Source organism: Stenotrophomonas sp. Ps181 (genome assembly GCF_025697425.1).
Classification (GTDB): Bacteria; Pseudomonadota; Gammaproteobacteria; order Xanthomonadales; family Xanthomonadaceae; genus Stenotrophomonas; species Stenotrophomonas sepilia.
In genome coordinates this window covers 211210-237326 of record NZ_JAHWBI010000005.1, presented here as the reverse complement: position 1 = coordinate 237326, position 26117 = coordinate 211210, and the positions used below count along the sequence as shown (strand labels likewise).

20 protein-coding genes are annotated in these 26117 nt (G+C 67.6%); 15 read left to right on the top strand and 5 right to left on the bottom strand.

The genetic code is table 11. The features are described from left to right. Positions 1-27: 27 nt before the first annotated feature. The gene (locus tag KXV01_RS13705; RefSeq protein ID WP_164282689.1) at positions 28-1659 is read right to left on the bottom strand and encodes a TldD/PmbA family protein; all 1632 of its coding nucleotides are present in this window, start codon (positions 1657-1659) and stop codon (positions 28-30) included. Between the two features lie 687 nt (positions 1660-2346). Between KXV01_RS13705 and KXV01_RS13700 the strand changes: the two genes are divergently transcribed. Beyond that, on the top strand, positions 2347-2961 hold the full coding sequence (locus KXV01_RS13700; RefSeq protein WP_263467865.1) for a class I SAM-dependent methyltransferase: 615 nt from the start codon (positions 2347-2349) through the stop codon (positions 2959-2961). An 82-nt stretch (positions 2962-3043) separates the two neighbouring features. Here KXV01_RS13700 and KXV01_RS13695 read toward each other — a convergent pair whose 3' ends face one another. Beyond that, positions 3044-6730 (bottom strand): indolepyruvate ferredoxin oxidoreductase family protein, encoded by a 3687-nt coding sequence (locus KXV01_RS13695; RefSeq protein ID WP_111191413.1) that lies wholly within the window; start codon positions 6728-6730, stop codon positions 3044-3046. A 171-nt stretch (positions 6731-6901) separates the two neighbouring features. Here KXV01_RS13695 and KXV01_RS13690 point away from each other — a divergent pair, with 171 nt between their 5' ends. Then, positions 6902-7537, top strand: coding sequence for a tetratricopeptide repeat protein (locus tag KXV01_RS13690; protein WP_049414456.1), 636 nt, complete (start codon positions 6902-6904; stop codon positions 7535-7537). Positions 7538-7881: 344 nt separating this feature from the next. On the opposite strand, the gene KXV01_RS13685 is transcribed toward KXV01_RS13690, so the two are convergent. After that, positions 7882-9366 carry an AAA family ATPase gene (locus KXV01_RS13685; protein WP_005420987.1) on the bottom strand — a complete coding sequence of 495 codons (1485 nt, stop codon included), beginning with the start codon at positions 9364-9366 and terminating at the stop codon, positions 7882-7884. A 123-nt stretch (positions 9367-9489) separates the two neighbouring features. Between KXV01_RS13685 and KXV01_RS13680 the strand changes: the two genes are divergently transcribed. The 9 genes from KXV01_RS13680 to KXV01_RS13640 all read left to right on the top strand — a co-directional run bounded on the left by KXV01_RS13680 (position 9490) and on the right by KXV01_RS13640 (position 18466). Continuing rightward, positions 9490-10119 (top strand): ParA family protein, encoded by a 630-nt coding sequence (locus KXV01_RS13680; RefSeq protein ID WP_049414457.1) that lies wholly within the window; start codon positions 9490-9492, stop codon positions 10117-10119. Between the two features lie 49 nt (positions 10120-10168). Further along, complete coding sequence (locus KXV01_RS13675) at positions 10169-10645, top strand: histidine phosphatase family protein (RefSeq protein WP_005420985.1); 477 nt, start codon at positions 10169-10171, stop codon at positions 10643-10645. 4 nt (positions 10646-10649) lie between these two features. Then, positions 10650-11267: a YceI family protein gene (locus KXV01_RS13670; RefSeq protein ID WP_005420984.1), complete on the top strand. Its 618-nt coding sequence runs from the start codon at positions 10650-10652 to the stop codon at positions 11265-11267. Continuing rightward, entirely contained in the window at positions 11264-13321 is a 2058-nt protein-coding gene (locus KXV01_RS13665) for a phospholipase D family protein (protein WP_111096342.1), read from the top strand. Before KXV01_RS13670 ends, KXV01_RS13665 begins: the two co-directional genes overlap by 4 nt. A 10-nt stretch (positions 13322-13331) precedes the next feature. Continuing rightward, the gene (locus tag KXV01_RS13660; protein WP_049414459.1) at positions 13332-13766 is read left to right on the top strand and encodes a hotdog fold thioesterase; all 435 of its coding nucleotides are present in this window, start codon (positions 13332-13334) and stop codon (positions 13764-13766) included. A gap of 118 nt (positions 13767-13884) precedes the next feature. Beyond that, a complete protein-coding gene (locus KXV01_RS13655; RefSeq protein ID WP_049414460.1) occupies positions 13885-14676 on the top strand; it encodes a lysophospholipid acyltransferase family protein in 792 nt (263 codons plus the stop codon). Between the two features lie 52 nt (positions 14677-14728). Further along, positions 14729-15718 carry an alpha/beta fold hydrolase gene (locus KXV01_RS13650; RefSeq protein ID WP_049414470.1) on the top strand — a complete coding sequence of 330 codons (990 nt, stop codon included), beginning with the start codon at positions 14729-14731 and terminating at the stop codon, positions 15716-15718. A 56-nt stretch (positions 15719-15774) separates the two neighbouring features. Continuing rightward, positions 15775-17844, top strand: a complete 2070-nt coding sequence (locus KXV01_RS13645) for a tetratricopeptide repeat protein (protein WP_263467864.1) — start codon at positions 15775-15777, stop codon at positions 17842-17844. A 10-nt stretch (positions 17845-17854) separates the two neighbouring features. Further along, positions 17855-18466: a YbhB/YbcL family Raf kinase inhibitor-like protein gene (locus KXV01_RS13640; protein WP_049414462.1), complete on the top strand. Its 612-nt coding sequence runs from the start codon at positions 17855-17857 to the stop codon at positions 18464-18466. 156 nt (positions 18467-18622) lie between these two features. Here the strand turns inward: KXV01_RS13640 and KXV01_RS13635 are convergent, their stop codons facing one another. Then, positions 18623-19447 (bottom strand): META and DUF4377 domain-containing protein, encoded by an 825-nt coding sequence (locus KXV01_RS13635; RefSeq protein WP_049414463.1) that lies wholly within the window; start codon positions 19445-19447, stop codon positions 18623-18625. A gap of 73 nt (positions 19448-19520) precedes the next feature. Beyond that, positions 19521-20315: an undecaprenyl-diphosphate phosphatase gene (locus KXV01_RS13630; protein WP_263467863.1), complete on the bottom strand. Its 795-nt coding sequence runs from the start codon at positions 20313-20315 to the stop codon at positions 19521-19523. Positions 20316-20539: 224 nt separating this feature from the next. Between KXV01_RS13630 and glnA the strand changes: the two genes are divergently transcribed. From glnA to KXV01_RS13610, 4 genes are all read left to right on the top strand, one after another. Continuing rightward, positions 20540-21949 (top strand): type I glutamate--ammonia ligase, encoded by a 1410-nt coding sequence (gene glnA, locus KXV01_RS13625; RefSeq protein WP_019661939.1) that lies wholly within the window; start codon positions 20540-20542, stop codon positions 21947-21949. A 321-nt stretch (positions 21950-22270) separates the two neighbouring features. After that, a complete protein-coding gene (locus tag KXV01_RS13620; protein ID WP_004134334.1) occupies positions 22271-22609 on the top strand; it encodes a P-II family nitrogen regulator in 339 nt (112 codons plus the stop codon). A gap of 21 nt (positions 22610-22630) precedes the next feature. Further along, the gene (gene amt, locus KXV01_RS13615; RefSeq protein WP_263467862.1) at positions 22631-24061 is read left to right on the top strand and encodes an ammonium transporter; all 1431 of its coding nucleotides are present in this window, start codon (positions 22631-22633) and stop codon (positions 24059-24061) included. Positions 24062-24356: 295 nt separating this feature from the next. Further along, complete coding sequence (locus tag KXV01_RS13610; RefSeq protein ID WP_111096345.1) at positions 24357-26081, top strand: ShlB/FhaC/HecB family hemolysin secretion/activation protein; 1725 nt, start codon at positions 24357-24359, stop codon at positions 26079-26081. Positions 26082-26117 lie beyond the last annotated feature (36 nt).

Below are 26117 nucleotides of genomic sequence, written 5' to 3'. Positions count from 1 at the left end.
TGCTCTCCATGTCGAAGGATGGGTGGCTCAAGCGCCGAGACTGCGCGCGGTATTGATGATGTTGATGCCGTTGAAGCGGGTGGTGGACGAACCGTGCGAGACCGCCGAGACCTGGCCGGGCTGGCCCTTGCCGTCGAAGAACGAACCGCCCAGCCGGAAGTCGCGTTCATCGCAGATGGCGGTGCAGGCGTTCCAGAATTCCGGCGTGCGGATCTGGTAGGCCGCATCCTCAACCATGCCGGCGATCTTTCCGTCCTTGATCTGGTAGTACAGCTGGCCGCCGAACTGCGCGTTGTAGCGCTGCTGGTCGATCGAATACGAACCGCGGCCGTGGATGTAGATGCCGTTCTCCACGTCCTTGATCATGTCCTCGACGCTGAGCGGTTGCTTGCCCGGCGCCAGCGAGACATTGGCCATGCGCTGGAACTGCACGCTGGACCAGGAATCGGCATAGCTGCAGCCATGCGATGCATCGCGGCCGAGGATGTGGGCTTCATCGCGGGTGGCCTGGTAGTCGACCAGGATGCCGTCGCGCACCAGGTCCCAGCGCTGTGTCTTTACGCCTTCGTCGTCGTAGCCGACCGCACCGAGGCTGCCGGGCTGGGTCTTGTCGGCGAAGAAGGTGACGATGTCGCTGCCCCAGCGGAAACCCGCATCGCGCTTGTCCAGCGTGGCGAAGCTGGTACCGGCGTAGTTGGCTTCGTAGCCGAGCACGCGGTCCAGCTCCAGCGGGTGGCCGACGTTCTCGTGAATGGTCAGGAACAGGTTGGACGGGTCCAGCACCAGGTCATACTTGCCGGGCTTCACCGACGGCGCCTTCAGTTTCTCGCGTGCGTGGCGGGCGGCCGCAATGGCGTCCTCGACCGGGTCGTAGGAATCGCGGTAGGCAGTGATGCCGCCGGGCAGCTGCACCTTGCCGCGCGCATCGCCATCGAGGAACTCATAGCCCATGCCCATCGGCGAGGACAGGCCGGCGCGGGTGCGGAATTTGCCGCTGGCCTTGTCGATGGCGGTGGCGGTGAACGGCAACCAGATGCGGTGGATGTCCTGGTCGATGAAGGAGCCGTCGCTGGAGGCGAAGTACTTCTGTTCGTTGACCAGGAACAGGGTGGAATTGATGTAGTCGGCGCCCGCATCCAGCGCAGCGGCATTGAGGGCCAGCAGCAGCTCGACCTTGTCCTGGATCGGCACCGCCATCGCGTTCCTGCGGACGGGCGTCTGCCAGCGCACTTCACCGACGGACGGCGTGGGTGCCAGTTGCACCGGGCGGGTCTGGATGCTGGCGTTGGCGCGGGCGATTGCCGCCGCCTGCTCGACTGCCGCGCGCACGGCGGCCTCGGTCTGCTGGTGGGTTGCAGCAAAGCCCCAGGCACCGTTGACGATCACCCGCACGCCCACGCCGGAGGATTCTCGGTTGGTCACATTGCCGACCTGGTGCTCGCGGGTGATGACCGACTGGTTGAGGTAGCGGCCAATGCGCACATCGCAGTAGCTGGCCTTGGCCGAGCGTGCGGTGGCCAGCGCGACCTCGGCCAAGCGCCGGCGCTGGGCGGTATCGACCGGCGCCAGCAGCTGCTCGGCGGCGATGGCACGGGAATGCGGCAGCAGCAGGCCGGCCAGGCCCAGACCGGAAAAAGCCAGGAACTCACGTCGTTGCACAGCGTTTCTCTCTCTCGCTTGCGTGCGGTCGGCAACGCGCCGGACCGATCACGTCAACTCCTCGACTTTCGCCAGCGCGGCGCAACCGGGCAAGTGACTGCAGTCATGGTTGGGGAGGGTTTCGGCAGGGCTGCGCCCTGCACCTGCTCAATGCAGCGGCAACGGCAACGGCCAAAGCCAGAGCCAGAGCGGCATTCCGTGGGTGGGCGGGGCGGTGTCGGATTGCGGGGACGCCGTGAATCCGTCCATGGAGGCTTGGCAGCCGCATCCATGCGGCTGACACCCCGCAATCCGACACCGCCCCACCTCTGACAGATTCCTGCGGCTGTTGGTAGGTGTCGACCTTGGTCGACACATCTGTCAGGTATCGAAATGAATCCGGGGTCAGATCCGTTTTCCTGTGGAAAACGGATCTGACCCCAAGAGCACTTCCGACAGATGGCGGAAATCTGTCGAAGGCGGGGTGGGTCCGGTTGCGGGGGCGTGAGCGCCATGGATGCCGCGACCGAGCCTACAGGGACGTATTTACGGCGTCCCCCGCAATCGGACCCACCCCGCCAACCCACAGCAAGTCCGCTTTTGACGTTGCTTCGGCCTTTGCCGTTGCTCCTGCGGGTGCAGGGCTGCAAGCCCTGCAGGCACCCCCCTCGTGCACAATGGGGCCGACCCCGCCTGGACACCGTCCTGATGTCGAGCAAGCCGTATTCAGAAGCCTGCGAGCGCAACCGCGAACCCATCGCCACCGCACTCGACCCGTGGATGGGCGACCGCCATCGGGTGCTGGAGATCGGCAGTGGTACCGGCCAGCACGCAGCCTTCTTCGCCGAGCGCTGGCCGTGGCTGCGCTGGCAGCCCAGCGACCATCCGGACCATCTGCCCGGCATCGAGGCCTGGCGCGCCGAGGCCGCGCTGCTGAACCTGTTGCCGCCGGTGGCGCTGCAGGTGGAGCTGCCACCTGCAACGGGCCTGGACCTTCCAGGAAGCAGCGCGTTCGACGCCGCATTCAGCGCCAACACCCTGCACATCATGAGCTGGGCGCACGTGCAGGCACTGTTCGCCGCACTGCCTGCGGTACTGCGTCATGGCGCGCTGCTGGCGGTGTATGGCCCGTTCAACTACGGCGGTCGCTACACCAGCGACAGCAACGCGCAGTTCGATGCCTGGCTGAAGGCGCGCGACCCGAGCAGCGGTATCCGCGATAGCGAAGCGGTGCAGGCGCTGGCGGCGGACAACGGGTTTACCCGGTTGGGTGACGTGGCGATGCCGGCCAACAACCGGTTGCTGCTGTGGCGGCTGGGCTGAATCGCCGGTAGTGCCGCCGCTGGCCGGCACCGATTGCCAGGACGGATGCCGGCCAGCGGCCGGCATTACCTGTTCCGCGGCCTCAAGCCACCTGCACGATATGCAGCGCCTTCGGGTTGCGCCACTGCGCCAGCAGGGCCGCTTCGCGTGCCTTGGCCTGTTCGAGGTGGGCTTCCTTGACATGGCCGAAGCCGCGGATGTGCTCGGGAATACTGGCGATCTCCACCGCCAGCGACAGACGGTCATCCTCCAGCCCGTCCAGCAGCACCTGCACCGTCGCCTCGTAATCAGCAATCAGCTTGCGCTCCATGCGGCGCTCCTCGGTGCGTCCGAACACATCGAAGCGGCCGCCACGCAGGAACTTCAGCTTCGCCAACAGACCGAAGGCCTTGAACATCCACGGGCCGTATTCCTTCTTCAGCAGCCGGCCCTGCCCGTCCTTCTTCGCAAACAGCGGCGGTGCCAGATGGAAGCGCAGCTGGTAGTCGCCCTCGAACTGCTGCTGCAGGCGGCGCTGGAAGTCGCCGCTGGTGTACAGGCGCGCCACTTCGTACTCGTCCTTGTAGGCCATCAGCTTGAACAGGTAGCGCGCCACGGTCTCGGTCAGCGCAGTGGAACCGCCGATGCGGTCGGCTTCGGTGGCGCGCACGCGTGCTACCAGGTCACGGTAGCGCTTGGCGTAGGCGGCATCCTGGTACTCGACCAGGAACGCGGCGCGGCGCTCGATCATTTCATCCAGCGAGCGCGACAGGCGGGCGTCGTCCAGCGGCAGGAACGCCACGTCGCCACCGTGCGAGGGCAGGCCACGCAGTTCGCGCTCGTCGCCGGTGTTGCGCGGTGCCGCAGTGGCACCCCATTCATTGCCCTCCCACTCGCCCGGCGGCAGCGGATGCAGCGGGCCCGGGGTGGATTCGGTATCGGTATGGCGGTTGCGCACCAGGCCGGCGGCCTGCTGCACGGCCTGCGGGTCGACCACCGCCAGGCGGCCCCAGGCGAAGGCCTGCTGGTTCATCGCCACGGCGGCGCCGTTGAGTTCGATGGCGCGCATCAGTGAATCGAACGACAGCGGCACCAGGCCCTGCTGCCAGGCGTAGCCGAGGATGAACAGGTTCGCGGCAATGGCATCGCCCAGCAGCGCGGTGGCCAGCTGGGTGGCATCGAGCAGCAGCGGCTCCTGGCCGCCCAGTGCCACGCGCACGCCGGCGATGATGTCGGCGGCGGGGAACTGCATGTCCGGGCGGGTGGTGAAGGTGCCCGGCATCGCTTCGTAGGTGTTCAGCACCACCTGCGAACGGCCGGCACGCACCTTCGACAGCGCCCAGTAATCGTTGACCACTACCATGTCGCAGCCCAGCACCAGGTCGGCCTCGCCAGCGGCGATACGCACGGCATGGATGTCCTCAGGGCGACGGGCAATGCGGATATGCGTGGTCACCGCGCCGCCCTTCTGCGCCAGGCCGGTCTGGTCGAGCACGGTCGCACCCTTGCCTTCCAGGTGGCCGGCCATGCCCAGCAGCGCACCGATGGTCACCACGCCGGTACCGCCGACGCCGGTGATCAGGATGTTCCAGGGCTGTTCCAGGCTGCCGCGGAGAGTCGGTGCCGGCAGGTTGTCCAGCAGCGTGGAGGCATCGCGCTTGCTGCCCTTGCGCGGCTGGCCGCCGTGCACGGTGACGAAGCTCGGGCAGAACCCGTTCACGCAGGAATAGTCCTTGTTGCAGTTGGACTGGTCGATCTCGCGCTTGCGCCCGAACTCGGTTTCCTTCGGCAGCACCGACACGCAGAAGCTCTTCTTGCCGCAGTCGCCGCAACCTTCGCAGACCAGCGAGTTGATCATCACCCGCTTCTGCGGATCTTCCAGCTTGCCGCGCTTGCGGCGACGGCGCTTCTCGGTGGCACAGGTCTGTTCGTAGATCAGGATCGAAACACCCTTCACCTCGCGCAGGCGCTTCTGCACCTCATCCAGTTCGCTGCGGTCGTGGAACTCGACATCGCTGGGGAAGTGTTCGCGCTGGGCGGTCCACTTGCCGATGTTGTCCGACAGCACCACGATGGTGTGGATGCCTTCGGCGCGCATCTGCCGCGCAATGTCCGGCACGCTCAACGGGCCGTCCACCGGCTGTCCGCCGGTCATCGCCACCGCATCGTTGTAGAGGATCTTGTAGGTGATGTTCACCCCGGCAGCCACCGCCTGGCGGATCGCCAGCGAGCCGCTGTGGAAATAGGTACCGTCGCCCAGGTTCTGGAACACGTGCGGGGTATCGGTGAACGGCGCCTGCCCGGCCCAGGTCACGCCTTCGCCGCCCATGTGGGTGAAGGTGTCGGTGCTGCGGTCCATCCAGGTCACCATGTAATGGCAACCGATGCCGGCCAGCGCCCGCGAGCCTTCCGGCACGTTGGTGGAGGTGTTGTGCGGGCAGCCGGAGCAGTAGTGCGGCACGCGCGGGAAGCTGGCGCGCGGCAGGGCCAGCTCGGCTTCCTTTTCCTGCATCCACTGCAGCCGCTGCTCGATCGATGCGTTGTTGAAGAACCTCTGGATGCGGCGGCCGATCACACCGGCGATGGTGGCCGGGGTCAGCTCGCCGGTGGACGGCAGGATCCATTCGCCGCTCTCGTCATACTTACCGACGATGGACGGGCGCTGGCCCCAGCTGGCCGGCCAGTTGAAGAACTGTTCCTTCATCTGGCGCTCGATGAAGGCACGCTTTTCCTCCACCACGATGATGTCTTCCAGGCCCTGCGCGAAGCGCGCGATGCCCTGCGGCTCCAGCGGCCAGGTCATGCCGACCTTGTACACGCGGATGCCGATGTCGGCGCAGGCGGCTTCGTCCAGGCCCAGGTATTCCAGCGCCTGCAGAACGTCCAGGTAGCTCTTGCCGGTGGTGACGATGCCCAGCCGCGCGCGCGGCGCGTCCATCACCACCTTGTCGATGCCGTTGGCGCGGGCGAACGCCTGTGCGGCCTTCACCGCATAGCGGTGCAGGCGCATTTCCTGGTCCAGCGGCGGGTCCGGCCAGCGGATGTTGAGACCGCCCGAAGGCATCTCGAAGTCCTCCGGCAGCACGATGCGGCGCGCCATCGGGTCGACCTCGACCGAGGCCGATGATTCGACTGTCTCGGCGATCGTCTTGAAGCCGACCCAGCGCCCGGTATAGCGGCTCATCGCCCAGCCCAGCAGGCCCATGTCGAGGATGTCCTGCACACCGGCCGGATTCAGTACCGGCATCATCGCGCTGACGAACTCGTCCTCGCTGCCATGCGGCAGGGTCGAGCTGCGGCAGGCATGGTCATCGGCGGCCAGTGCCAGCACCCCGCCGTAGCGCGAGGTGCCAGCGGCATTGGCGTGCTTGAACACGTCGCCGCAGCGGTCCACACCCGGGCCCTTGCCGTACCACATGCCGAACACGCCCTGCACGTTGGCGCCGGGGAACAGGTTTGTCTGCTGGGTGCCCCACACCATGGTGGCGCCCAGGTCCTCGTTCAGGCCGGGGGTGAACTTCACCTTGGCGGCGTCGAGGTGTTTGCGTGCGCGCCACAGCTCCAGGTCGAAGCCGCCCAGCGGGCTGCCACGGTAGCCACTGACGAAGCCGGCGCTGTCGATGCCCTGGTGCGCGTCGCGCAGCCGCTGCATCAGCGGCAGCTTCACCAGCGCCTGCACGCCACTCAGATAGATCCGCCCCTCGTTGCGGGTGTACTTGTGGTCGAGCGTGTAGTCACGGTCGATCAGGTCGGTGGAGGAGGGCGACGTGAGTTGCGCGGTACTGGTCATGGCTGGCCCGGTCAGGATCGGCTGGCACCGGCCGCGTGCAGGCACGCGGCGGGAAAGGCGCGAATTGTAGCAGCGAGGCCCGGCCGCCCCGGCACTCGCGCCGGCGGCCATGCTGGGGTTAGGATCGGGGAGAGAGAGAGGGAGGCTGCAGTTGCGGCCTGGGGAGAAGGGATGTCAGTTGCAGGAAAGATCCTGGGCAGCATGCTGCTGGTCTCGGGAGCGGCCCCGGTGTGGGCCGCGCCGGCGGTGCCAGCACCACAGGAGTTCTACTTCGACAGCGATGCGGCCGCCGTGCCCATGATCGTGGTCCAGTCCGACGGGGATGCGCTGGTGGCGCAGCTGCTCAAGCAGCGCGAGCGCGGCCGGCGGACCGTGGAGGCCACCGTGCAGCTGGCGTCGGTGGCCATTGCCCAGGGCCGTACCGAACTGGGTGAACAGCTGTATCGCGAAGCGCTGAAGGATGCGCCGGTGCAGGGCAGCCTGGGCCGTGGCGTGCGCTGGAACTACGGGTGGGACCTGCTGCGTCAGGGCCAGCCCGAAGCCGCCCTGGAGCAATGGCAGGCGGCTGCCGGTGGTTCGCTGAGCAAGCCGGGCTGGTTGCCACCGACCTATGCGCTGGCGCTGTGGCGGGCCGGGCGGAAGCAGGAGGCGGTGCAGTGGTATGCCGCCGCAGTGCGTACCGAGCCGACGCAATGGAGCGACAGCAGCCGCTATGCGCAGTTGTTGCCGTTGTGGCGCGACGACGAGCGTGCTTCGCTGGCGGAAGTGCAGCAGGCCTGGGCGGCCGCCCCGCCGGCCTGGCCCTGAGGGAAGGGGGGGCCGGGTTGCACCCGGCACCCGCAGAAGCAAGGGCTGGAGCCAAAGCCAAAGCCAAAGCGGGTTTCCTGAGGGATGGCGGGGCACTGTGGGTTTGCGGGGCCGCCGTAAACCCATCCATGGGGGCTTGGTCGCCGCATCCATGCGGCTCACTGATCTGCCCGGGATAGAAATCGAACTGGGGTCAGATCCGTTTTCCAGAGGAAAACGGATCTGACCCCATGCGCTCAAGAGCGGCCAGCCAACGCGAATCCACCCCGCCCGGCCAAGCGCGGCTTTTGATGTTCACAGCCAACCAGCCGCCACGAGGGGCTGCGCCGTTCGCTGGAAACCCCTCAATCGTCTGCGGAAACCGTCCGCCCCGACGCCCACGCCCGCAGTGCCTCTACCTGTTCGGCCATCAGCACCGACAGCGGTCGGGTCGCGCGGATCTCATTCATCAGCAGTTCGGTGTCCAGCGGCCGGCCTTCGGCGTGCGCTGCATACAGCCCGGCCACGATCGCCTGCTCGATCTCCGCGCCGGAGAAACCATTCGCCGCGGCCGCCAACGCCGGCAGCGCGAAGTCGTCACCATTGAGCTGGCGCCGGCCCAGGTGCAGCCGCAGCAGTTCCACGCGCACCTCCGGCGTGGGCAGGTCAACGAAGAAGATCTCGTCGAAACGGCCCTTGCGCAGCAGTTCGGCCGGCAGCTCGTGCACCTGGTTGGCCGTGGCAACGATGAACACCGGCGCCTTGCGTTCGGCCATCCAGGTCAGCAGGTAGCCGAGTACACGGCGTGATACGCCACCGTCCTCGCCACCACTGGCCAGGCCCTTCTCGATCTCGTCCATCCACAGCACGCAGGGCGCCAGCTGCTCGGCCGAGGCCAGCGCCTGGCGCAGGTTGGCCTCGGTCTCGCCGTGATACTTGTTGTACAGCGCACCCACGTCCAGGCGCAGCAGCGGTACACCGAAGCCGGCGGCGGTGGCCTTGGCCAGCATTGATTTGCCGCAGCCCTGCACGCCCAGCAGCAGCATGCCGCGCGGCGGGTCCAGGCCGGCCGGTGCCGAGCCGGCGATGAAGGCCACCCGGCGCTGGCTGATCCAGCGCTTGAGCCGGTTGGCGCCGGCTACGTCGCCGAAGCGCGCGCTGTCGTGCTCGAAGAACAGGTGGCCGCTGCGGTTGAGCAGCTCGAACTTCAGCCGTGCCAGCTGCGGCAGGTCGTCGTCGCGCAGCGCGCCATCGGCGTAGATCAGCTGGCGGGCGATGCGGCGGGCATCGACCAGGCTCAGGCCCTGCAGGTTCTTCAGGATCTTCTTCACCGCCTCGCTGTCGACCTCGACACGGCGGCCGCCGTGTTCGCGCGCATAGGCGTCGGCCTCCTCGCGCAGCATCTTCAGCAGGGCGTTGGCATCGGGCAGGCGCGGGTTGAAGCGCACCGCCAGTGCTTCCAGCTCGGCCGGCAGCTCGACCTTGGCGCCGATCAGCACCAGCACGTGCGGTTCGCTGTGGCGGCGCTGGATCAGGTCGCGCAGTGCGCGCTGGTGGCTGGCATAGCCCAGGTAGGGGTGGAAATCGAGCAGCAGGTAGACACCGCGCTGGTCGGCCTGGCGGATCATCTGCAGCGCGGCGCTGGCATCGGGCGGGCCGACAGGAGGATCCTCGCGGTCCAGGTCGATGCGGCGCAGGCCCTCGGTGATGGACCAGCGGTGCAGGGCCCGCCACACGTGCATCAGCGTCTGCCGGAACAGTTCGACGATGCGCCCCTCATCCTGGGTCTCGATCACGATCAGGGGGGTATTGGCGCGGATCAGTGCGCTCAGGTCCTGCAGTTCGCTCATGCCGGTTCGATCCTTCGGGGGCGCCACGATAGCAAAGGCGATGGCCACTGGTTCAGCACGGCGCTACCTCCCGTCACCACCGCCGGTGTACGCTCGGGGCACGTACCCGGAAGCGAGGCTGGCATGAAGACGATCCTGGTGGCCGGTTCCAAGGGCGGGGTGGGCAAGACCACCGTCGCCACCCACCTGGCCGCGTACGCGGCATTGCAGGGCAAGGCCACGGTGATCGCCGATGCCGACCCGCAGGGCTCCAGCACCCGCTGGGCACAACGGCGTGCCGGGCTGGAAAGCGCGGTGCTCCCCGTCGATGTGTATCGGAAGAAGCAGTGGGCGCAGAAGCTGCCCGACGGTACCGATACCGTCATCATCGATGCACCAGCCGGTGCGCTGGCCGACGATATCCCCCATTTCCTGGACGCGGCCGATGCCGTGGTGGTGCCGGTATTGCCCTCGGCGCTGGATATCGAAGCCATCGTCGGCTTCCTCAACAGCCTGGCCCAGAACCCGCGCGTGCACAGCCGCAAGCTGCCGGTGGGGCTGGTCCTCAACCGCACCAAACCCTGGACGCAGACCTCGCAGCAGGCATTGCAGATGCTGGCCGAATGGCCGTACCCGGTGGTCGCGCAGCTGCGTGACAGCCAGAGCTACGTGGTCATGACCGGCCTGGGCCGCAGCCTGTTCGACTATCGCTCCGCGCAGGTGCGCGAACACCAGGCCGACTGGGAACCGCTGCTGTCCTGGCTCAAGCTTTGATGCCTGCGTCACTTCTCCTGCTGCATCCTCTTCTCCATGGAAACCCGCGATGCGTGAACTGATCCTGCTGCGCCATGCCCATGCCGAACCCGCCGTTTCCGGTCAGGCCGACCTCGACCGGCCGCTGTCGCCGGTAGGGCTGGCCGAAGCTGAAGCCGCCGGCAAGTGGTTGAAGGAAAACAACCTGCTGCCGGACTGCGTGCTGTGCTCGCCGTCGCGACGTACCCGTGAGACCCTGGAAGCGGTGATGACGGCCATCGGCTATGTTGAGAAGCGCCTGGAAGACCGGATCTACGAAGCCACCCCGGGCACCCTGGCGGCGCTGGTGGACGAGCGTCGCGACCTGGACCGGGTGCTGATCGTGGGCCACAACCCGGGCCTGGAGCAGCTGGTGGCCCTGATGACCGACGGCACCAGCAGCGACTACCGTGGCATGCCGCCGGGCGGCGTGGCGGTCCTCGGCTTCCCGCGCGAGGTCTCGATCGAACCGGGCGTGGCCAGCCTGAACGCGTTCTGGTGGCCGTGATCCGATGAGCCAGGCGCGGCGCAGCCGCTTTCTGCTGCCCGCGTTGCTGGCGCTTGGCCCGGCCTGGGCCGCTGTGCCCCCACCAACCCCGTTGCCGCCGGTGTCCGCCGAAGCGCCGCGGGTACTGCGCCTGGATACCCAGCGCTCGCGGATCGGTTTCGAGGTGCGGACCCGTTTCGGCCAGCGCATCGAAGGCGTATTCCCGCACTTCGAGGGGCGCATCGAGATCCTGTCCGACGGGCGCCACCAGGTGCACCTGAAGATGTTCACCCGTTCGGTAGAGATCCCTGGCAAGGCGCGCTACACCGGCTGGATGCGCGGCGAAGAGTTCTTCGATGCCGGGCGCCATCCGGTGGTCGAGTTCGACTCGCTGCCGTACTGGCCGGAGACGGTGGAACAGGGCGGCGACATCAACGGCCGGCTGACCCTGCGCGGCGTCAGCCACCCCGAGTCGCTGCGGGTCGAGAAGGCGGAGTGCGCCCGACCCGGCTATGATTGCGATGTCGTCAGCCGCGGTACCGTGCAGCGAGGCCGGTATGGAATGGACAGCTGGCAGCTAGCCCTGAGTGACCGAGTGACCTTCGTATTACGTGCGCGCCTGAGCGAGGCGCCGAAACCGTGAACCTCCTGCTGCGTTTACTGGCGCTGGCAACGGTGTTGCTGGGCAGCGGTTGTGCATCGCTTTCGCATGCCGAGCGCGATCGTGCCGAAGCGATCGCCGTGCAGGCGCGCTCGACCGTGGTCGGCTGCCAGCGCGCCGACCGCTGCGCGCAGGACTCACCGCTGCGAGCGCTGGCCGGCCGCGCGTTCACCGAATCCACCCCCGAACAGCCGCGCCACTACGCCACCCTGCTCGACGAGGGCGAAGGTGCGCTGGTGGCGCGCCTGAACCTGCTGCGCAGCGCTACCCGCAGCATCGACCTGCAGACCTACATCTTCGACAAGGACGACAGCGCCCGGCTGGTCATCGACGAGCTGCTGGCTGCATCGCGGCGCGGGGTGAAGGTGCGCGTGCTGATCGACCAGCTCTCGGCGATCTCCGACCTGCAGATCCTCGGCGCGCTGTCCGGCGCGCACCAGAACTTCCAGCTGCGGGTCTACAACCCGACCTTCGGCAAGGCCCGGCTGAACTACTTCGACTATGCCGGCAGCGTGCTGTGCTGCTTCCGCCGCTTCAACCAGCGCATGCACAACAAGCTGCTGGTGATCGACGATGCGATCGGCGTGGTCGGTGGCCGCAACTACCAGGACGACTATTACGACTGGGACCGCGAGTACAACTTCCGCGACCGCGACGTGCTGATCGCCGGCCCGGAGGCGCGGGCGATGGCCGCCAACTTCGATGCCTTCTGGCATGCCAGGCGCAGCGTGCCGGCCGAGCGCCTGAACGATGTCGGCCGCACCCTGCTGCGCGAGGGCGTGCCGACCCTGCCGCCGGCCAGCTTCCGCCGCCCCGAGCGTGTGCAGCGGGTCAGCGCCGAAGCCAATGACATCGACTTCGTCAGCCGTTCCTTCGTCGATACCGCCTTGCCGGTGGCCTCGGTGCGCTATGTCGCCGACCTGCCGCGCAAGCACCGGCGCGAGAAGGCCGATGCGCCACTGGCGGGCCAGCACGTGACCGAGCCGCAGCTGGATGCGCTGATCGCCGGCGCGCAGGAGGAAGTGATCCTGCAGACCCCGTACCTGGTGCTGTCCAAGCCGGCGCAGAAGCTGTTCCGCGAGCTGCGCAAGCACCCGCAGCCGCCGCGGGTAGTGGTGTCCAGCAACAGCCTGGCGGCCACCGACAATCCGATCGTGTATGCGCTGTCGTACAAGTACAAGCGGCGCAACATGCGCGAACTGGGCTTCAACATCTTCGAGTACAAGCCGTTCCCGCTGGATGCACCGGTCGACTACCGCAACCTGTTGCCTGATCCGATCGCCGCGCCCGGGGGTGACGACGACGGCGGGCGCAATCCGCTGATCGGCGGCAGCGCCGCGGGCAGCAATGCCGGCGACAGCCGCGATCGCGATGAGCACCCGGCACCCGCCGGCAAGCAGGGGGCGGTGAACCACCCGCGCACCGGCAGTGCCTACCAGAACGCACGCGAGCGCCGCCGCGCGGCCGGCAGCGAGGTCGAGACCCGCCTGCTGCGCACCGAGACCCGGCCCTCCTTCCTGGGCAGCAAGGCGGTCAACAAGCCGTTGCCGGTCACCCGCAAGGGCGCGCGCATGGGCCTGCATGCCAAGTCGCTGGTGGTCGATCGCCGCATCGGCGTGGTCGGCACCCACAACTTCGATCCGCGCAGCGAGAACTACAACACCGAAGGTGCGGTGATCATCGATGACCCGGCCTTCGCCGAGCAGCTGGCCGAGAGCATCCTGCGCGACACCCACCCGCAGAATTCGTGGACGGTGGCGCCGCGGGCCAAGCCGCCGGTGCTGTCCGGGCTCAACTACAGCGTCGGCAAGGCCTCCGAAGCACTGCCGATCCTCGACTTCTGGCCGTGGCGCTATGCCACCGACTACGAGTTCAAGCCCGGCCCGGACTGCCCGCGGCCGCTGCCCCGGCAGGACCCGGACTTCCACCGCTGCTATGTCGCCGTGGGCGATTTCCCCGAAGTCAATGTCGGCCCGAAATGGCTGCTGGTACGCATGCTGACCGCATTCGGCGCCGGCCTCGTTCCCATCCTCTGAAGGTGCCCGCATGACCCTGGTGTTCCGCGAAGCCGTTTCCCTCGAGCAGCTCAACACGCTCAGCCGCAACACCGCGATCGAGTCGCTGGGCATCGTCTTCAGCGCGGCCGGTGATGACTGGCTGCAGGCCACCATGCCGGTCGACGAGCGCACCCGCCAGCCCTACGGCATCCTGCATGGCGGCGCGTCGGTGGTGCTGGCCGAGACCCTGGGCAGCAGCGCCGGCAACCTGTGCGTGGATACTGCCAAACAGATCTGCGTAGGGCTGGAGATCAACGCCAACCATGTACGCGCCGTGCGCTCGGGCACCGTGACCGGCACCGCACGCGCACTGCATGTCGGCCGCAGCACCCAGCTGTGGGAGATCCGCATCGAGGACGAGCAGGGCCGCCTGGTGTGCATCTCGCGGCTGACCCTGGCGGTGGTGGCGGCCGGCCACGGCTGAGCCCCGGACGGCCGGTGACGGCAGCGGAACCCAGCGTTCCCCGCCGATTGCCCCGGTCGATGGGTGTTATGGCCTAAATCGGCTGGCAGCGATGACGGCCCTCCGGTATCGTGCGCGGATGAATTCCCCCACTCCGGCCCCCCGCGGCGGCGTGGCGCGTGTGTGCCGTTACCTGTACCGCGTACCGCTGCTGTTGGTCCACATCATCGTGTTCCTGCCGCTCATCCTGATCGGCATGCTTCGGCCGTGGGGCGAACTGCGCGTGGGCGAGGCGACCCTGGGGGCCAAAGTGGTCAACTGGTGGCAGGGCGGGCTGATGTGGATCTTCGGCTTCCGCCTGGTGCAGATCGGCACGCCGCTGCCCGGCGCCGTGCTGTTCGTCGCCAACCACGTCAGCTGGGTCGACATCTGCATCCTGCACAGCCAGCGCATGATGGGCTTTGTCGCCAAGCGCGAGATCGCCAGCTGGCCGCTGGTCGGCTGGCTGGCCGCGCGTGGCCAGACCATCTTCCACCAGCGCGGCAACACCGAATCGCTCGGTGGCGTGATGCAGGTGATGGCTGACCGCCTGCGCGAAGGCAAGGCGGTGGGCGTGTTCCCGGAAGGGCGCACCCGCGGCGGCCACGAAGTAGGCCCGTTCCATGCCCGCATCTTCCAGGCCGCGGTTGAAACCGGCGTGCCGGTGCAGCCGGTGGCGCTGGTGTACGGGCTCAAGGGCGATGCGCAGACCATTGTCGCGTTCGGCCCCGGTGAGAGTTTCTTCGCCAATTTCCTGCGCCTGCTCGGTGAGCCGGCGCGGCGTGCAGAAGTGCACTTCCTGGCACCGATCGGTGCGCAGGACCTGGAAGGCCGTCGGCGCATCGCGGAGACGTCGCGCGCGCGCATCGTGGCGGCCATGAGCACCGGGTGAGGGTGCGGTGGCCCTGATCCCGCCACCCGTCCTGGACGCCGGCACGCCGACGTTGCACGCGGCTGACTACCAGCCGCCGCGCTGGCTGCGCAATCCGCACCTGCAGTCGATGCTCAGCTCCAGCCGCATGCGCCTGCAGCGCGGCCTGTTGTTGCTGGCCGCGACCGGCGCGATCAGCGAAGAACTGATCCTCGACGGCGGTGATGGCGTGCGCCTGCAAGGCTGGCACAGCCACATCGAAGGCCGCGAACCCAAGGGCATGGCCCTGCTGCTGCACGGCTGGGAAGGCAGCGCCGAATCCAGCTACATGCGCATGGCGGCCGCGCGCATGCTCGAACAGGGCTTCGACGTGGTGCGGCTGAACTTCCGCGACCACGGCAATACCCATCATCTCAACCCCGGCATCTTCCACTCCAACCTGATCGACGAAGTGGTGCATGCCGCGGGCGATATCGCCCAGCGCTGGCCGCAGTTGCCGCTGGTGGCCGCCGGTTACTCGCTGGGCGGCAACTTCGTGCTGCGCCTGGCCCTGCGCGCGCCGGCGGCCGGCGTGCCGCTGCTGCGCGTGGCGTCGGTATGCCCGGTGCTGGACCCAGGCTTGACCATGGAGAACATCGAGAACGGTCCGGCGATGTACGACTGGTACTTCCGCCGCAAGTGGGCCGGTTCGCTGCGGCGCAAGCGCGACCTGTTCCCCGAACTGAGCGACTGCGACGATCGCGTACTGAAACTGGACATCCGCGCGCTGACCGCCTGGCTGGTCGAGCGCCACACCAGTTTCGGTTCGTTGCAGGCCTATTTCGATGGCTACTCGATTGCCGGCGATCGGCTGTCCACGTTGCAGGTGCCGGCCGACATCCTGATGGCGCAGGACGACCCGGTAATCCCCTACGCGACCTTCAGCGACTGGCAGCTGCCGCACCAGGCGCATCTGGAAACCGCCAGCTGGGGCGGACACTGTGGCTTCCTGGAAAACTGGCGCGGTGACGGCTTCTCCGAGCGCTGGGTGGCGCAGCGCCTGCAGCGCGTGCTGCAAGGCTGAACCGGCACGGGCGCGCAGGCCGCTACAATGCGGGTTTGCCCTTGAACCGGACCGCCATGCAAGACCAGATCATCCAAGCGTTGCGCCAGAACGAGGCCGACCAGGCCGTGCAGCTGGCCCAGGCGTGGACCCGTGATGAACCCGGCCAGGCCGAGGCCCACCGCTGGCTGGCGCTTGCGCTGCAGCAGCAGGGCAAGGCCGAGGACGCGATGGAGGCCCTGCAGCAGGCGCTGCAGCTGGCCCCGGACAATGCCCAGCTGCACCTGCAGCACGCCGGCCTGCTGCTGGCCCTGCGCCAGTTCGACGGCGCAGGCGAAGCACTGACGCGCACCACCGGGCTGGACCCGAACGCATTCGCCGCGTACCTGATGCAGGCCCACCTGGCGATCGGTCGCAACGATTTCGATGAAGCGCAGCGCCTGTCCACGCTGGCCTCGCGCGTCGAACCGGACCACCCGGAGCTGCTGACCATCGATGGCATGATCGCGCTGCGCCGCGATGATGCCGATCGCGCGCTGACGCTGCTGTCGGCCGCCAACCAGGCCCTGCCCAACGACATCCGCGTGCTTTACGCACTGGGCTTCGCCTACCTGGGCAAGAACATGCTGGCCTTCGCCGAGCAGGCGTTCCGCCGCGTGCTGGAACTGAACCCGACCATCGCCTCGTTGCATGGCCTGGTGGTGCAGCTGGCCATGCGCCAGGGCAACCTGGAAGCTGCGGCAGAGGCGATGCAGATCGCGCTGCAGCAGGAAGGCCTGGATACGCCGTCGATGCGCCGCCTGGCCGGCGAACTGGCGCTGCGCAGCGGCCAGCCGCTGCAGGCGCTGGAACACCTGCTGCCGTTGCTGGAATCGGCGCCCGGCGACCGCGATGTGTTGCAGCTGCTGCTGATGTCCTGGCAGCGCCTGGGCCGCGAAGACGAGGCCCGCGCACGCCTGGATGCCGCCCTGGAGCAGCACCCGCAGCTGCACGACCTGTGGCTGGCACGCCTGGCGGTGGAGGAGGTCGGCAGTGCCACCGCCGCCGCTACGGTCGAGCGCTGGATGGACGCGATGCCGGGCCACCTGCCGGCGCTGGAAGCGCGCCTGCGGCTGCACGACATGGTGGGCGAACACGCGCAGGCCGAAGCGATCGCCGAGCGTATCGTCAGCCTCGAGCCGGGCCGCGTCAGCGGCGAGACCCGCCTGGTCGAAGGCCTGCTGCAGCGCGATCCGGCGGCCGCCATCGCCCGCGTGCAGGCGCTGATCGGCATGGCGCCGGAAGGCCACCGCGCCGACCTGCGCACCTGGCTGGGCGAGATCCAGGATCGCGCCGGGCAGCACGAAGACGCACTGCAGACCTGGCTGGCCCTGCAGGCCGACCAGGCCCCGCAGCGCCTGCCGCTGCCGCCGCAGGCCAAGGCACCGCCGAGCTGGCCGGACAAGGGCGAGATCGACGGTGATGCCACTTCCGCGCCGATCTTCCTGTGGGGGGCGCCGGGGTCGGGCGTGGAGCGCGTGGCGACCGGCCTGGCCGCGGCCAGCCCGGTGCTGCGCAGCGACCGCTATACCTCCAACGCACCCGACGACGCGTTCCAGAACTACCACACGCTGCAGGACCTCGCTTCGGGCGTGCTGACGCCGGAGCGGCTGGTGCAGCGCTGGCGCGAACAGCTGCCGTCGCGCGGCGTGCAGGACGACGCGATCATCGACTGGCTGCTGTGGTGGGACAACGCGCTGCTGTGGGCGCTGCGCCCGCAGTTGCCGCAGGGCCGCCTGCTGGTGGTGCTGCGCGACCCGCGCGACATGCTGCTGGACTGGGTGGCCTACGGTGCGGCCGCGCCGCTGGCGATGACCTCGCTGGCCGAAGCCAGCGAATGGCTGGCGCGCGCACTGGCCCAGGTCGCCGCTTTGCACGAGGATGATCTGTACCCGCAGGTGCTGCTGCGCATCGACCAGATCGGCAACGATCCGCAGGCGATGGCCGATCTGCTGGGCCGCCTGTTCGAGCGGCCGATGCCGCCGGCCGCGCAGCTGGGCGCGCCGCGCTTCCCGCCGGGCCACTGGCGCAACTACCGCGACGTGATGAGCGCCGCCTTCGCCAAGCTCACCCCGATCGCGGTGCGCCTGGGTTACCCGGAAGAGTGAGGACACGCCGATGCAACTGAGCAGCCACAGCCTGACCAACGGTGCACCGATCGACCGCGAATTCGCCGCCGGCGATGCCGCAGGCTTCGCACCGGACCGCAATCCGCACCTGGCCTGGAGCGATGTGCCGGAGGGCACCCGTTCGTTCCTGCTGGTATGCGTCGATCCGGACGTGCCGACCGTGCCGGAGACGGTCGGCCGCACCGACATGAGCGTGCCACGCGACCAGCCACGCTGCGATTTCGTGCACTGGGTGATGGCCGATATCCCGGCCTCGGTGCAGGAGATCGCCGCAGGCAGCTGCAGCGACGGCTTCGTGGTGAAGGGCAAGACCACGCCGGCCGGGCCGGCCGGCAGCCGCCAGGGCCTGAACGACTTCACCGGCTGGTTCGCCGGCAACCCGGACATGGCCGGTGACTACCTGGGCTACGACGGCCCCTATCCGCCGTTCAACGACGAGCGCGTGCACCGCTACTTCTTCCGCGTGTTCGCGCTGGACGTGGCATCGCTGCAGCTGCCGGCACGCTTCACCGCCGCCGACGCCTACCGCGCCATGCACGGCCACGTGCTGGCCGAGGCGGCACTGCACGGCACCTACACGTTGAATCCGGCGCTGGGCTGAGGCGGCATAACGGGTCGTGCCGGCCGCTGGCCGGCAACGCCCGTGTGCTGCCGGATCCGCGCATGGCAGCCGGCCAGCGGCCGGCTCTACCCACAACGAAGAGGGCGGCCTTGCGGCCGCCCTCCACCCATCAGCCGACTGACAGTCGGCTCTGCATCACTTCTCGATGGCCGACTCGACCACCATGTCCAGCACATACGCCTGCGACGGCGCATCGGCCGGCGGATTCTTCACTTCGTAGCGCTTCACGCGCACCACGTTGCGCACGCCGTCTTCATGGGTGTAGCCCTCGATGTTGCCGTAGAAGTTCTCGAACTTGCCCGGCTCACCCTGCTTCAGGCCCTTGTCGTCGAACTTCACTTCGCGCACCTGCAGGCACTGGTAGTCCGGAATCAGCGGGTGCGAGCACTTCTGCGTCTTCGCGGCCACTTCCAGGAACACGGTTTCGCCGGCGCCGCCGTAGCGGGTTTCAGCGGTCGGTTCCGGGTTGAACACCAGCACGTCGCCCTTGGCGTTGGTCAGGGTCAGCTTGCCATCGGCATCCTGCTCGGCCTTCAGTTCGCCCTGCAGGCGGCTCGACACGGCTTCGTCCAGCGCCATCAGCGCCTTGTCGGTGCAGGCCATCATGGTCGAGGCCATCGCACTGACCGTCAGCTTGCCGTCGGCCAGGGTGTAGCCGCCGCCCATGCGGTTGCAGGTGTTGCTGACCGACAGGCGGCCGTCAGCGAAGTCCAGGGTGACCGGCTTGCCTTCGCGGGCGAACAGCGCGTCGATGCGCTTGCCGTCGGCGCCGGTGGCCTGCTGCAGCAGCCAGTGCTGGCTCTGCAGGCGCTGCGCATCCAGGTGCGCCAGCGTCTGCTGATCTGCTGCCTTGGCTGCGGCCGGGGCCACGTCGTCGCCGCCGGTGCCGGCCGGGGCCGGGGTCTGGCTGCAGGCGGCCATCAGGGCCAGCGGGAGGAGCAGGGTGAGCTTGCGGTTCATGGTGATTCTCCTTGGGGAACCGTGGGGGAAACGGGGTGGGGCCGGCCATGGGGTTACCGTGCCCCAGTGCTGTTCAGCTGCCGGAGGGCAGCCACAGCAGCAGCGCCGCGCCCAGCGCGATGCGGTAGAGGGCGAAGGCCGTGAACCTGTGCGACTTGACGTAGCCCATCAGCCACTTCACTACGACGAAGCCGGTGATGGCCGCGGCAAGGAAGGCCACGCCCACCTCGGTCCAGTTCTCGCTGCCCAGCTGCCCTTCCCTGACAAGTTCCAGGAAGGTGTAGGCGCTGGCGGCGAACATGGTGGGAATGCCGACCAGGAACACGAACTCGGCGGCGGCCGCGCGGCGGCTCAGGCCCAGCAGCATGGCCAGGAAGATCGCCGAGGCCGAGCGCGAGGTACCGGGGAACACCCCGGCCACGACCTGTGCCAGGCCCACGCCGATTGCCACTGTCCAGGTCACCTGGTCGCGATCGGGCAGCCGCGCGGTGTAGGCCTCCACCAGCAGCATCCAGACGCCACCGATGATCAGTGCCCAGGCCACCGGGCTGACCGTCTCCGGCAGCGACCAGCCGGCCTTGCGCACCACCAGGCCGACCACGGCGGTAACCAGGAACGCAGCGCCCAGCTTGAACACGTACTCACGGTTCTCGCGCTGGTTGAAGCCGGTGGCCAGCTGCAGCAGGCGCTGGCGGAACACCAGCACCACGGCCACGATCGCGCCGGCCTGGATGACGATGTTGAAGAAGTCCGAGCGGGCACCCAGCCAGTGTTGGGCGATGAGCAGGTGGCCGGTGCTGGAGATCGGCAGGAATTCGGTCAAGCCTTCGAGGATGCCCAGCAGCAGGGCGGAGAGCAGGTCGGACATGGACGGTGCGGGCACGCGCGGCAGGAAGGAAGAAGGTCGAGAGGATAGACGATCCCTGCTGCACCAAACGGGTGCGTCTGTTGGCAAGTGCACCCGTTTGGTGCGCGGGGCAATGCACCGGTACGGGGCGCTCGTCCAAAAATCAATGACTTGCGGCCTTCGAAAAGTTGGCACGGTCATTGCTGTACCTCAGCAGGCATTCATCCCCATCCGAGGTCGTACCGATGTCCGTGGAAAACGTTGAGAAGCTGATCAAGGACAACCAGATCGAGTTCGTCGATCTGCGTTTCGTGGACATGCGTGGCGTCGAGCAGCACGTCACCTTCCCGGTCAGCATCGTCGAACCGTCGCTGTTCGAAGAAGGCAAGATGTTCGACGGCAGCTCGATCGCCGGCTGGAAGGGCATCAACGAATCGGACATGGTGCTGCTGCCGGACCCGTCCAGCGCCTACGTCGATCCGTTCTACGCCGATCCGACCCTGGTGATCAGCTGTGACATCCTCGATCCGGCCACCATGCAGGCCTATGGCCGCTGCCCGCGCGGCATCGCCAAGCGTGCCGAGGCCTACCTGAAGTCCTCCGGCATCGCCGAAACCGCGTTCTTCGGCCCGGAGCCGGAATTCTTCATCTTCGACTCGGTCCGTTTCGCCAACGAAATGGGCAACACCTTCTTCAAGGTCGACTCGGAAGAAGCGGCATGGAACAGCGGCGCCAAGTATGACGGCGCCAACAGCGGCTACCGTCCCGGCGTGAAGGGCGGCTACTTCCCGGTTCCGCCGACCGACACCCTGCACGACCTGCGCGCCGAGATGTGCAAGACCCTGGAACAGGTCGGCATCGAAGTGGAAGTGCAGCACCACGAAGTGGCCACCGCCGGCCAGTGCGAGATCGGCACCAAGTTCAGCACCCTGGTGCAGAAGGCCGACGAGCTGCTGCGCATGAAGTACGTCATCAAGAACGTCGCGCACCGCAACGGCAAGACCGTCACCTTCATGCCCAAGCCGATCGTCGGCGACAACGGCAGCGGCATGCACGTGCACCAGTCGCTGTCCAAGGGCGGCACCAACCTGTTCTCCGGTGATGGCTACGGTGGCCTGAGCCAGCTGGCGCTGTGGTACATCGGCGGCATCTTCAAGCATGCCAAGGCCATCAATGCCTTCGCCAACTCGGGCACCAACAGCTACAAGCGCCTGGTGCCGGGCTTCGAGGCGCCGGTGATGCTGGCCTATTCGGCCCGCAACCGTTCGGCGTCGTGCCGTATTCCGTGGGTCTCCAACCCGAAGGCGCGCCGCATCGAAATGCGCTTCCCGGATCCGATCCAGTCCGGCTACCTGACCTTCACCGCGCTGATGATGGCCGGCCTGGACGGCATCAAGAACCAGATCGACCCGGGTGCACCGAGCGACAAGGACCTGTACGACCTGCCGCCGGAAGAAGAGAAGCTGATCCCGCAGGTCTGCTCCTCGCTGGACCAAGCGCTGGAAGCGCTGGACAAGGACCGCGAGTTCCTCAAGGCCGGCGGCGTGATGAGCGATGACTTCATCGACGGCTACATCGCGCTGAAGATGCAGGAAGTGACCAAGTTCCGCGCGGCCACCCACCCGCTGGAATACCAGCTGTACTACGCCAGCTGACCGGACGCGATGGCGGTGGGTTCCCCCTCCCACCCGCCGCCATCGCTTCCGTTTTCGCGGCTGGGGAGCCGCGGTTGTAGGGGGTCAGATCCGTTTCGCGCCGCGAAAGGGCTCTGACCCCACCCCAGGGGCAAGAGAGAGACCGGATACGCGACCAGGGCCGCCCTCCCTCCCGCGTCGGTCGTGCAAGGAGAGAGGCACGGCCGTCCCGGCCCTGTACGTGTCCGGTGCAACAGCCACGGTCATCACCCTGATGACCTGTGGTTGCCTGATGCCAACGCGCGCTGGCGCGCTGGCCCCATCCACCATCGGGACATGCGTATGAAACTGATCTCCGCCATCATCCGACCGTTCAAGCTCGACGAGGTCCGCGAGGCCCTGTCCGATGCAGGCGTGTCGGGCATCACCGTGACCGAAGTGAAAGGTTTCGGTCGCCAGAAGGGCCACACCGAGCTGTATCGCGGCGCCGAGTACGTCGTCGATTTCCTGCCCAAGATCAAGATCGAAACGGTGGTCACCGACGAGCGTGCCGACGCGGTGATCGAAGCGATCCAGTCGTCGGCAGGCACCGGCAAGATCGGTGACGGCAAGATCTTCGTCACCGCCGTCGAACAGGTCATCCGCATCCGCACCGGCGAAATCGGTGCCGACGCGCTGTAACCCCCTTCCGGAGACTCCCCAATGAAGATCCGCCTTCTCACCGGGTGGCAGGCCCGGTTCCACCTGGTGTGCCTGTTGATGCTGCTCAGCGCGCTGGCTGCAGGTGCGTGGCCGGGCAGCGCCCATGCCCAGGCACAGGTGTCGCCGCTGCCGAGCGAAACCGTTGCGGTCGAGCCGCTGCACGATCCGGCCGCCAGCGCCGCTGCGCCGGCCGTGGCCGAAGCGGCCGCCGCCTACGATCGTGGCGACGTCGCCTGGATGCTCACCTCCACCCTGCTGGTGCTGTTGATGGTGGTTCCAGGCCTGGCCCTGTTCTACGGCGGACTGGTGCGGTCGAAGAATGTGCTGTCGGTGCTCAGCCAGATCCTGGTGGTGTTCTCGCTGGTGCTGCTGCTGTGGGTGTCCTACGGCTACAGCGCGGTGTTCAGCGCGGGCAATCCATTCTTCGGTTCGTTCACCGAATTCGCCTTCCTCAAGGGCTTCACGCCCGACTCGGTGGGCAACACGCCGATCAAGGGCCTGCCGGACTACCTGTTCGTCGCCTTCCAGTCGACCTTCGCCGGCATCACCACCGCGCTGATCGTCGGCGCATTCGCCGAGCGCATCAAGTTCCGCGCGGTGCTGCTGTTCTCGGCACTGTGGTTCACCCTCAGCTACATCCCGATGGCACACATCGTCTGGGGCGGCGGCTACCTGGGTGAACTGGGCGCGATCGACTTCGCCGGTGGCACCGTGGTCCACATCAACGCGGGCGTGGCCGGCCTGGTTGGCGCGTGGTTCGTCGGCAAGCGCCTGGGCTACGGCCAGACCGCGCTGAAGCCGCACAACGTACCGTTTACCTACATCGGCGCCATGCTGCTGTGGGTGGGCTGGTTCGGCTTCAATGCCGGTTCCGCCGCTGCGGCCGATACGGTGGCCTCGCTGGCCTTCCTCAACACCGTGCTGGCCACCGCCGCCGCCGTGCTCGGCTGGACCCTGGTGGAAGCGATCGGCAAGGGCAAGCCGTCGGCACTGGGGGCGGCGTCGGGTGCGGTGGCCGGCCTGGTCGGCATCACCCCGGCCTGCGGCACGGTCGGCCCGCTCGGCGCGATCGTGATCGGCTTCGTCGCCGGCGTGGTCTGTGTGTGGGGCGTGACCGGCCTCAAGCGCCTGCTGAAAGTGGACGACACGGCCGACGTGTTCGGTGTGCATGGTGTCGGCGGCATCGTCGGCGCGATCCTCACCGGCGTGTTCAGTGCACAGTCGCTGGGCGGTACCAAGGCCGATCTGGATATCGCCCACCAGGTTTGGGTGCAGGTGGTCAGCGTCGGCCTGACCGTACTGTGGTCGGCGGTGGTGACCGCGGTCATCCTGCTGATGGTCAAGGTCGTGGTCGGCCTGCGCGTGACCGAAGAGGCCGAACGCACCGGCCTGGATGTGACTTCGCACGGCGAATCGGCGTACGAGGCCTGACCGGCTTCACGGTTTCGCGGACGCCTCGTTACCGCCGTCGCACAGGCAGTAGCGGGCGTCCGCCCTCGGCGGCCCTAGGGCCGCCAATGTCTATCCACCGGCTGGCAGTGTCGGAGCAGATTCCGATGGCCGCCGGCTGCCAGAAGCCGCCTCGTCGGACATCACACTTTGCTGGGCAAGGCTTTGGCCCGCGTAGCGTGCTGGCTCTGTCGCCTTCCATGCGATTCCCCTAAAGTGCGGCCTCTTCCAGCCGAATACTCGTCGGACTGGCAGTTATCCGCAGGGAAAGAGCATCGTGAAACAGGGACGTAAGGTACGCAGCCGCGCGTTGCGGTGGCGGTTGTCCGTGGGCGTGGGATTGGCCATCGCCGGCCTCCAGGCGCCGGCATGGGCGCAGACGGTGTCGCCGGAGCAGGAACTGCTCCGGCAGCAGGAGCGCGAGCGTCTCCTGCGTGAACAGCAGGAGTCCACGCCGGACGTCCGCCTGCAGCCGGCTACCGAAGACCTCGGCCACCTGCCGGTGGAGGAGTCACCGTGCTTCACCATCAACGCCATCGCGCTGCAGGGGGATCTTGCGGACCGCTTCCGCTGGGCGCTGGCGGCAGCTGATCCCCGCAGCGATCCCGCCACCGGGCGCTGCTTGGGTACGGGCGGCGTGGACGTCGTGATGAAGCGCGTTCAGAACGCGATCATCGAGCGCGGCTACGTCACCACCCGCATCCTGGCCGCACCGCAGGACCTGAAGGCCGGCATCCTGACGCTCACGGTCGTGCCAGGGCGCGTCAACGCCATCCGCTTCGCCGATGGAAAAGGCCGTACCCCCGCCCTCTGGAACGCGATGCCGGTGACGCGCGGCGAGGTGCTGAACCTGCGTGACATCGAGCAGGCGCTGGAGAACCTGCAACGCGTGCCGACTGCCTCGGTGGACATACAGATCGCGCCACCAGCCGACGGCGCGGCCGCCAAACCCGGCGAAAGCGACCTGGTGATCAGCTGGAAGCAGGCGCGCCCGGTACGGGTCAATCTGACCCTGGACGATGCCGGCAGCCAGAGCACGGGCAAGATACAGGCCGGTGCCACGGTGTCGGTGGACAACCCTGCGGGCCTGAGCGATCTGTTCTACATCAACGTGGGCAGATCGGTGTTCAATGGCAGCGAACGTGGCACCGACAGCTGGGCGGCGCACTACAGCCTGCCGCTGGGCGGTTGGTTGCTGGGCGCCAATGCCAGCAAGTACGACTATGAGCAGACCGTTGCCGGTGCGTTCGAGAACTACGTCTACAGCGGCTCCAGCCGCAATGCGGAACTGCGTTTGACCCGCATGCTGTTCCGCAATGCGCACGCCAAGACCAGCATGTACGCGCGTGGCTGGTATCGCGAATCGGACAACTTCATCAACGACACCGAGATTGAAGTGCAGCGCCGCCGCATGGCCGGCTGGGAGCTGGGCCTGGGCCACCGTCACTTCATCGGCAAGGCGACGCTGGATGTGAACCTGGCGTACCGCAAGGGTACCGGTGCCTTCAACGCGTTGCGTGCGCCGGAAGAGGCCTTTGGCGAAGGCACGGCGCATGGCCGCATCTATACCGCGGACGCGCAGCTGGTCCTGCCCCTGCAGTGGGGCAAGCAGAGCCTGCGCTACATCGGCAGCTGGCGCGCGCAGTGGAACCGCTCGCCATTGGTGCCGCAGGACCGGTTCTCCATTGGTGGCCGCTACACCGTGCGTGGCTTTGATGGCGAAATGTCGCTGACCGGTGAGCGTGGCTGGTTGCTACGCAATGAAGTAGGCGTGCCCCTGGGCGGCGGCGTGGAGGCCTACGTTGCCGTTGATCACGGGCGTGTTGCCGGCCCGTCCACGGCGCGATTGCTGGGCAACCGGCTCACCGGCACCGCGCTCGGACTTCGCGGTGGCACCCGCCACATCAACTGGGATGCGTTCGTCGGCAGCCCGCTGTCCAAGCCGCGTGGTTTCCAGACCGCCTACACCACGTTCGGAATGAACGTGGGCGTCTCGTTCTGACACCTGCACATGACCGGCCTGCGCAGTCCGCTGCGC